Source organism: Sivoneniella epilithica UHCC 1019 (assembly GCF_040830845.1).
GTDB lineage: Bacteria > Cyanobacteriota > Cyanobacteriia > Leptolyngbyales > Leptolyngbyaceae > ULC077BIN1.
Map to the genome: position 1 here is coordinate 1 of NZ_JBFPDP010000091.1, position 7,257 is coordinate 7,257.

Here is a 7,257-nt window from a genome sequence, read left to right on the forward strand (position 1 = left end):
CGTACTCGTTGACCTTGGGTGGATTCATCCTTTGGTTTTACCGCACCTACCCTTTTTTCTCAACTGCGTAACTCCTGGTGCAATTAAACCGCTCAATATAGCTGGTTTTGCCATTGTCCTTACTAACACTACGATGCCACCTACCGGGGAAGACCTCGTTATAAGCAGACCAAAAATTAGTATAGGAGACTGCACACTGCCGATAGACTACTGGCAAACTGTCCCATAAACCTTGGGCACCATCTTGACTGCGGTCGCCGATATGCACTCCAACAATTTATCGGGTCTCCACGTCCAGTGCCAGGCAAATCCACTGCTTGTTACCTTTGTTGCTCACAAACGACCATATATCATCACACTGAATGGTTAAACGCCCCTTTTTTTAGCTCGTACATTCACTTGACGTGGCACGTTTTGATATTTCTCATTATTGACGTAGCTCTGGAGCCAAGGTTCTGAAACCCCAAACACTCTAGCAATCCCAGCTAAGGGAATCTTCTGTAGTAGCAGTTTATCGATTAAGCTTTTGGTTACCTGATCAATGCTTTTGTTCTGGGAGTTTTCCACAAACTGTCTGCCGGAATCACGGCACTTTATGGATTTTGCCATTCTTGACGACATAAGTTAATGACAGGCAGGCAGAGCAATCGCCATAGATGCATTGAGGTAACTTCGTCTTTCCTATCCTTACATCTTTAGAACTACCCAAGAACGGCTTAAAAGCTGTCAGTAAGTCATCAGCTTACTGGTGCGATCGCAATTTCTCAAAGTTAACTTGAAATTGGATGTTGACAGCTTTTTTCTTGCCAGGTAGCTCCTGTGCACCTAAAATATAACCTTCCTGTTTAAGTTCATCCACAGTGCGCCAAAAGATTTGATTGTTACGCGATGAATTACTTCCTAATAAGTCGAGGTTCTTGAATAGATACTGCTTAGAGATCACCAAATATTGTCCATCTTGGGGTGTATCCCACTTCATCCGACTTGCAAGATAAACTAACAACTTAGTTTTGTAGTCATTTTTTGTATTGCCGCCCAGTTTTTGAGTAATGTCAATATCATTTGCAAGCAGCACATAATCTCCTGTACGACCAGGACCATCGAAGAATTCTAAGGATACAGTGTAAGCATCCGCGAGTTCATAGGTATAATCAGCCGCTTTCGCCAAATCAAAATCTCGTGGCACATTATCAATCTCAAAATCCTTGATTCGTAAAATACTCTTAATCGTGACTTTGGCACCCACATTGTTTCCTTTGCGAAGCGATTGAGCAAAGACTAACTCCGTTCGATGCAGGGCAACTAGATCTCGATTGAGTTGCGATCGCAGTTTAGAAGCAAAGCCTCCATCTTTAGTACGGGTATAGCCGAGGCTTTCAAGCAAGTCATTGGAGCGAAATGAAACCGTTGCTCCTGTTCTTTGTTGAGCAGCTTGTTTATAAAGATAGAGAACGATGGAGACCTGTCGGGGATTTAAGAAAGTCAACAACGCCATAAACAGACGCTGAATCTTCCGGTCATGAATTTTCTCTAGCCCTTTACTTATCCCCTGGTCAACACAGTCTCTAAAGTCCAACTTGGCATATTGCGCTTTTAATTCCTCCCATTCATCCGTTGAAAGATTTTCGAGCGGCATCCGACGGGTCACAGCCACTTCAGTCGGGTCAAAAGTATTCGCCTCAACTCGCATCTCCAGATAATAACCATCAGGATCAGAGCGCAGAATTGGAAGTTGAACGTCTGGGTTGTGAATTGAAGCACCTGCTCTGGGCAGAACCATCAGAAGTTGCCCATCAACTGGAAAAGTTAACTCATCACTTTTACTCACGGTACTCTAGCCTCAAACGTGAGCAGATCTTAGCAGCGATCTTGGTCTTGAGTCACTTCTTCCTACAACTTGTCAATTACATACATCTAGCGTTGCGTCCCCAAAAGTGATCTTCAAACACTATTGGTAGATTGGATCAATGGAGATACCTGTAACTCCGGCGTATGTTTTTGACTCTACTGCCTGTAACTCCGGCGTATGTTTTTGACCTGTAACTCCCGCGTATAAAGTGAAGCTTGCCTGTAACTCCGGCGTATGTTTTTGACCTGTAACTCCCGCGTATAGATATAAAAGATATTCTTCTTAGTGCTTGATTTATCTCAAGTTAAATTGATGACCTGTAACTCCGACGTATGTTTTTGACCTGTAACTCCCGCGTATAAAGTGGAGTTTGCCTGTAACTCCGGCGTATGTTTTTACCTGTAACTTCGGCGTATAAGTCTGCCTGTAACTCCCGCGTAGTCTCTACTCAGTCTCGATTTGCACATGTCTTGTTTGGTGTTTTTCGGTGTTTAATGTGTTTCAGTCGGATCAAATTAGTTCTTCTGTTCTTGATTCTTAGAAACAGAAAACTGCTGGCTTTTTGTTGGCTTACAACCGTAAGAGGAGGAAGAGTAAAAAAATCTGCCCCCTATGAATTACTTCTTAGGGAGCAGAGGACATCAAAAATAAGAATAATTGCGGACTCTAACTTGCACGCCAACCAAGCACCAAGTTAAGAATCCATTTGATGATTACAGGGATAGCCATGTAGTAAAGATTATGCTTTTGCGGGGCATGGTCTCTTTCATCGTGCTCAATTTTAGTGGTGTTTCTGGAATGTTGCAATGTTTTTGTGAACACCTTTAGCTGCTGCATGGCTATTTCTCCCTTTGTTTTTTAAGTTTAGGGAGGCTAATGTGTTTACTTCTGCTAAAAAGCCAGTTTTAATGCGATCGCCCAGGGCAGAAACTTATGCTGCTCAGATTGGTAAGTCAAACCTTTCTGATATAGACTTTGCCCTACATTTTGAGCGAGAGTTTATTGAGGGCAGCGCGATCGCCGATGCTCTCTATCGGAGTGCTACTCGTATTGTTAGCGATACTGAAACTCTCTCTGGTAGCGATGTTGCCTATCCCATTCATGAAGCCCTGAATTGGAACGTGACTCGTTTTGGCTATCAAGCACGTTCCACCCTGTATGCCATCTTGCTACTGAACGAAGATGGTTCTTGCTGGCAGGCGAAGCTGAGTCATCCCCGACAAGATACGAAGAAGGGCAAGTTTCAAAAGTACGAAACTCCTGTTGGCAATGGCTCTCGTGCCTATCTACCTGCCATTCCACCTGAAATTCGACAGCTTATTAGTCGTCGATACAGTGTTGATGTTCCCCTATTTGGCTCCTTCTGGGATTGGTTGGAATCTCATCCCGAAATTCCAATCGTGCCCACTGAAGGCGGCAAAAAAGCTTTGGCACTGCTCAGTCAGGGGTTTGTTCCTTTAGCTTTCTATGGGGTCAATGGCAGCTATCAAAAACTACTGGACGGAACACGACGACTAATTCTTGATGCAGCCCGATTTGCGGCAAATGGTCGGCGGTTTATTCTCGCATTTGACCAAGATGAAAAAGAAGCAACTAAACGGCGAGTCTCTGCTGCCCTGTATCGATTTGGAAGATTGTTGCGACAAGCAGGTTGCCCTGTGAGTGTGGCGACGTGGAAAGCTCCTCAGGGAAAAGGGGTCGATGATTTAATCGTGCAAGGTGGAGTTGAACTTTGGGAAACTGCTTATGCTCAGGCACTTCCTCTGCAACACTGGATGATCTGGCAACGACTGGAAAATCGCCTAACCTATCCTGCTTCCGTAAAGGTGGTGACGGCAGACCTATCCAGCTTAATGCTTGAGAACCTACCAGAGCGAGGTATTGTAGCGATCGAGAGTGCAAAGGGAACCGGGAAGACTAAACAAATTCATGCCTTGGTAAAGGATGCTGAGAAAGCGATCGCGGGAGGACATCGCATTGCCCTAATGCGAAACCTGTCCTCTCGATTGGGATTAGATTATAAAGGTGATCTGGATAAGGTCAAGGGCGAATTTATCAATGGAGCCGGTTACACCCTGCGGGTCGGGCTATGTGTAGACTCCTTGCTGAGTATTGATCCCAGCAAATTTAGTGACTGTGACCTGATCCTCGATGAAGTCGTCCAGGTTCTCCGGCACCTGCTGACCAGTTCCACCTGTGCCCGTGATGGCAAACGCCCAGCCCTGTTATCCCGATTGCGTGAACTGATCCGGCTTGCCCGTCGCGTGATAGTCGCTGATGCGGATCTCGATAACGCAACCTTGCACTATCTGAAGGAACTGAGAGGCGATGACACCTCCATCTTCCTGATCCGCAACGGCTACCAATCCGCAGGCTACCCAGTCCAGTTTATTCAATCCCCAGATCGAACAGTCATTACTGGAGAGCTACTGACGGAGGTTCAAGAACTGCCAGTAGGGAAAGTGGTGTTCATTGCGACGGATAGCAAGGGAACCAGTAAGGCGATCGCCCGATTGCTGGCAAAGGAAACACCTGACAAGCGCTTATTATTAATAAACTCCGAAACCAGTGGGGGAGACTGCGAACGAGAGTTTATCCAAACTCCCGATGCCGTTCTACAGCGAAGTGAGTATGACATCATTATCTGTTCCCCCTCAGTGGCAACTGGAGTCAGTATTGAGGTTCAAGGCATTATTCAAAAAGTCTATGGCGTTTTCATGGGGACTTCCAGCACGGATGCTGACATGGCACAAGCCTTGAGCAGAGTTCGAGAACCTGTGCATCGGGTTGTCTGGTGTGCCCAACGCGGCAGTAACTTCTCAAAGGTGAGCCGTTCCACGAATGTTTTAGAGCTAAAAAATCATCTTCAGCAACGGGCGATCGCCACAATTCAACTCATTCGCTCCAGCTTAAAAGAAGATGTCACCGGAGAAATCAGCCGCTATGACTGGCAAAGTGACCCCCACATGAACCTGTTCTGTCGCATTGCTGCCGAACAGAACTTCGCAATGCACAACTTGCGAGATGCACTGTTGATTCGGCTTCAGTTTGAAGGGAATTCAGTTACCATTGAAAACCGCGAGAGCAACCCTGCAATACGAAACCTGCTGCTGATTGCCAAACAGGAACAGCAGGAAGTAGATGCACAGGCAATGTTAGGAGCAGAGGACTTAACGTATAGCGAAATTCTTCTACTAGAGCAGAAAGAGGGATTGGGTCGGGAAGAATCGTTAGCAGTTGCCAAATTCTACTTCAAAGAGTTTTATTGCTTGGATAGCCTCACCTTGAAAGACGTAGTGTGGGATAACGAGGGCAGACGACGCGGGGAGTTGCTGAATTTAGAAGTGCAACTGTTTGAGGGGGTAGCGAGCGATCGCACCGCAAGGGCATTAGAGAAACAGGCAACCTGGAACCAGGGATATTGCCCTTGGGACATTTCTGGCTCAGAACTCCGGCGCTGGCTCCGCTCAAAAATTGGCTTAGATGAACTGATTGCCAAAATTCGATCAGGATGGCAATGGTGTAAGTACGAACTCAAACCCTATGCAGATCGTGCCAGAGGGCTAACTCAACCAATTAAAGTCGCTCTGCATTACAGCATTACCAATGTCATGAGCGACACCCAGATTATCCACCAGCTATTGTCCCAGTTAGGCATCAAACTAACGATGAACTGGTCACGTTCCCATCCTGGCTATGAAGGAGAGAAACTGCGGGTGTATAGCTTGGACATACCCCATTGGGAACGAGTGTGGTCAATTTTGCAACGACGGCAGACAAAACGGGAGGTATTACAGCGGCAGCGATCCGCTATGGCTTGTGAGGCTGGATCACCCGTAGGGCTTAAGATCGAGTCTCCTACGGGTGATCCAACTCGTAGCCCTGCTTCTGGTATAGATCCCTGGTTAACGGAGGCAACTCTTCTTGAAGTGCAGGGACGGATAGAAGCCTTTGGGGATGACTCTGAAGTAGTTGCCGAGATTAAGCGCACAATTCCTACCGATGTCTTTCAAAAATTGCAGTTTCCCCCTTCTAGTTCAAGTTAACGAATTGAGCAATTTTTTCTATATTGAGGGTGTCTGTTATTATGTTTCGATCCGATTGCATATTCGTCGTGATGCTTCTCTAATTCCTCTTTCATCTCCTCCAACACCCCAGTTAGGCGATCGTGCGACTGTGTTAGTGGGAAGAGGTAGAGGCAGAAGTCAATGAAGATGGGTCGCTTTCAGGAAAACCAAGTTTGTTTAATGAAATTCCGGATGATCCTGATACTGCACTTGAGTTTTGGGCAAAAGATGCCTTAGCTCCAACCGGAACTCGTTTGACGGACCGTACACGCAGAGAAAGGGGTAGCTTTGCACTATTTCTCAATGGTCGTTTGTATGTGCAACCCCCAAAGCAATTTCAGATAGATTGGATGCTCTTGAAGAAGCTCGGCATCGAACAGAAACAAGGCTGCCTACTATAAGCACTGCTAAAACATCTCAGGGTGGTATGGCAATAACACCCCCGAAACTACCCAAAGAAATTCAATCAGGAGAACAACTGAAGCAGTTGCGGATAACAAAGGGATGGAGTCAGGCATACTTGGCTGACCAAATTGGGCGCAGTTTAAGTTGGGTCAAAATGGTTGAAACAGGAAAACGTAATATTCAGCCCCAGGATCAATACTGCCATCCTATCTGTATTAGCAACTAGTGGTTGAAAAGACTACTGTTTTTTATCTGCCTTTCCATCAATGCTTGAAGCATTGATAATTGCTGCTCAAGTTCAGCGATCGCTTCCCTACGAGCAATTGCGTCTTTCCAGTGTCGATGCTTCTGACTGCCAGGTCTGCCAAGCGATTGACTCTTTGGCTTGCGATCGGACTTTTGGGTGACCAACACGGCATAGGTATATGTCTTAGCTCCTTTGGTTGAACTGGTTTCTGTTAGCCAGCAGTAAGCAGGAGCAACGGCTCCACCCCCTCGAATCTGAACAATGAGAGTAAGCAGTCGTCCTCGCTCTGCTTCTAGGAATGAGCTAATCATGAAATTCTGCATGGTTTACATTCTTATCATACAGAATTATGCGTGGCAAATAAACTGATCATGCAGAAAATTTCTCTTAAGCTGATAAATTGGGAGGTTGAAACGGTTCGTGACAAAAGTTGTGATACTTCAGGTCTGTAAAGTTGTCGGTAGTGCATTAAATTAATGGATTGGATTGTGCGTCAAATAATTGTGGGGTAAATTGCAATATCGTGCCAACTCCAACAGCGATCAGCTAAATTTGCTCGTTGAGCAGCGGTTGTCTTGAAACGACTGTGCTGCCAAATCCGATTGAAATAGCTCACAACCAATCGCGTCGTGACCTTCGATTGCTCCCACACCTTGCCAAACTTATTCTGCCTTCGTTCGCGTAGCGTG

At 46.0% G+C, this 7,257-nt stretch carries 5 protein-coding genes and 2 pseudogenes; 2 read left to right on the top strand and 5 right to left on the bottom strand.

Features of this window, described 5'->3' with window-relative positions; all coding sequences use genetic code 11:
* Nucleotides 1-76 precede the first annotated feature (76 nt).
* The 3 genes and pseudogenes from AB3R30_RS26340 to AB3R30_RS26350 all read right to left on the bottom strand — a co-directional run.
* Nucleotides 77-594: pseudogene (locus AB3R30_RS26340) on the bottom strand (IS1 family transposase); the annotation flags it as partial.
* A gap of 148 nt (nucleotides 595-742) precedes the next feature.
* A complete protein-coding gene (locus tag AB3R30_RS26345; protein ID WP_458652177.1) occupies nucleotides 743-1,828 on the bottom strand; it encodes a hypothetical protein in 1,086 nt (361 codons plus the stop codon).
* Nucleotides 1,829-2,515: 687 nt separating this feature from the next.
* Nucleotides 2,516-2,686, bottom strand: coding sequence for a hypothetical protein (locus AB3R30_RS26350; RefSeq protein WP_458652178.1), 171 nt, complete (start codon nucleotides 2,684-2,686; stop codon nucleotides 2,516-2,518).
* Nucleotides 2,687-2,727: 41 nt separating this feature from the next.
* Here AB3R30_RS26350 and AB3R30_RS26355 point away from each other — a divergent pair, with 41 nt between their 5' ends.
* Together AB3R30_RS26355 and AB3R30_RS26360 are read left to right on the top strand one after the other, a co-directional pair.
* Nucleotides 2,728-5,895: a plasmid replication protein, CyRepA1 family gene (locus tag AB3R30_RS26355; protein ID WP_458652179.1), complete on the top strand. Its 3,168-nt coding sequence runs from the start codon at nucleotides 2,728-2,730 to the stop codon at nucleotides 5,893-5,895.
* 448 nt (nucleotides 5,896-6,343) lie between these two features.
* A complete protein-coding gene (locus AB3R30_RS26360) occupies nucleotides 6,344-6,547 on the top strand; it encodes a helix-turn-helix domain-containing protein (protein WP_458652180.1) in 204 nt (67 codons plus the stop codon).
* On the opposite strand, the gene AB3R30_RS26365 is transcribed toward AB3R30_RS26360, so the two are convergent.
* Nucleotides 6,544-6,879, bottom strand: a complete 336-nt coding sequence (locus tag AB3R30_RS26365; RefSeq protein WP_171576364.1) for a hypothetical protein — start codon at nucleotides 6,877-6,879, stop codon at nucleotides 6,544-6,546. The genes AB3R30_RS26360 and AB3R30_RS26365 overlap by 4 nt on opposite strands.
* 182 nt (nucleotides 6,880-7,061) lie before the next feature.
* Nucleotides 7,062-7,257: pseudogene (locus AB3R30_RS26370) on the bottom strand (IS1 family transposase); the annotation flags it as partial.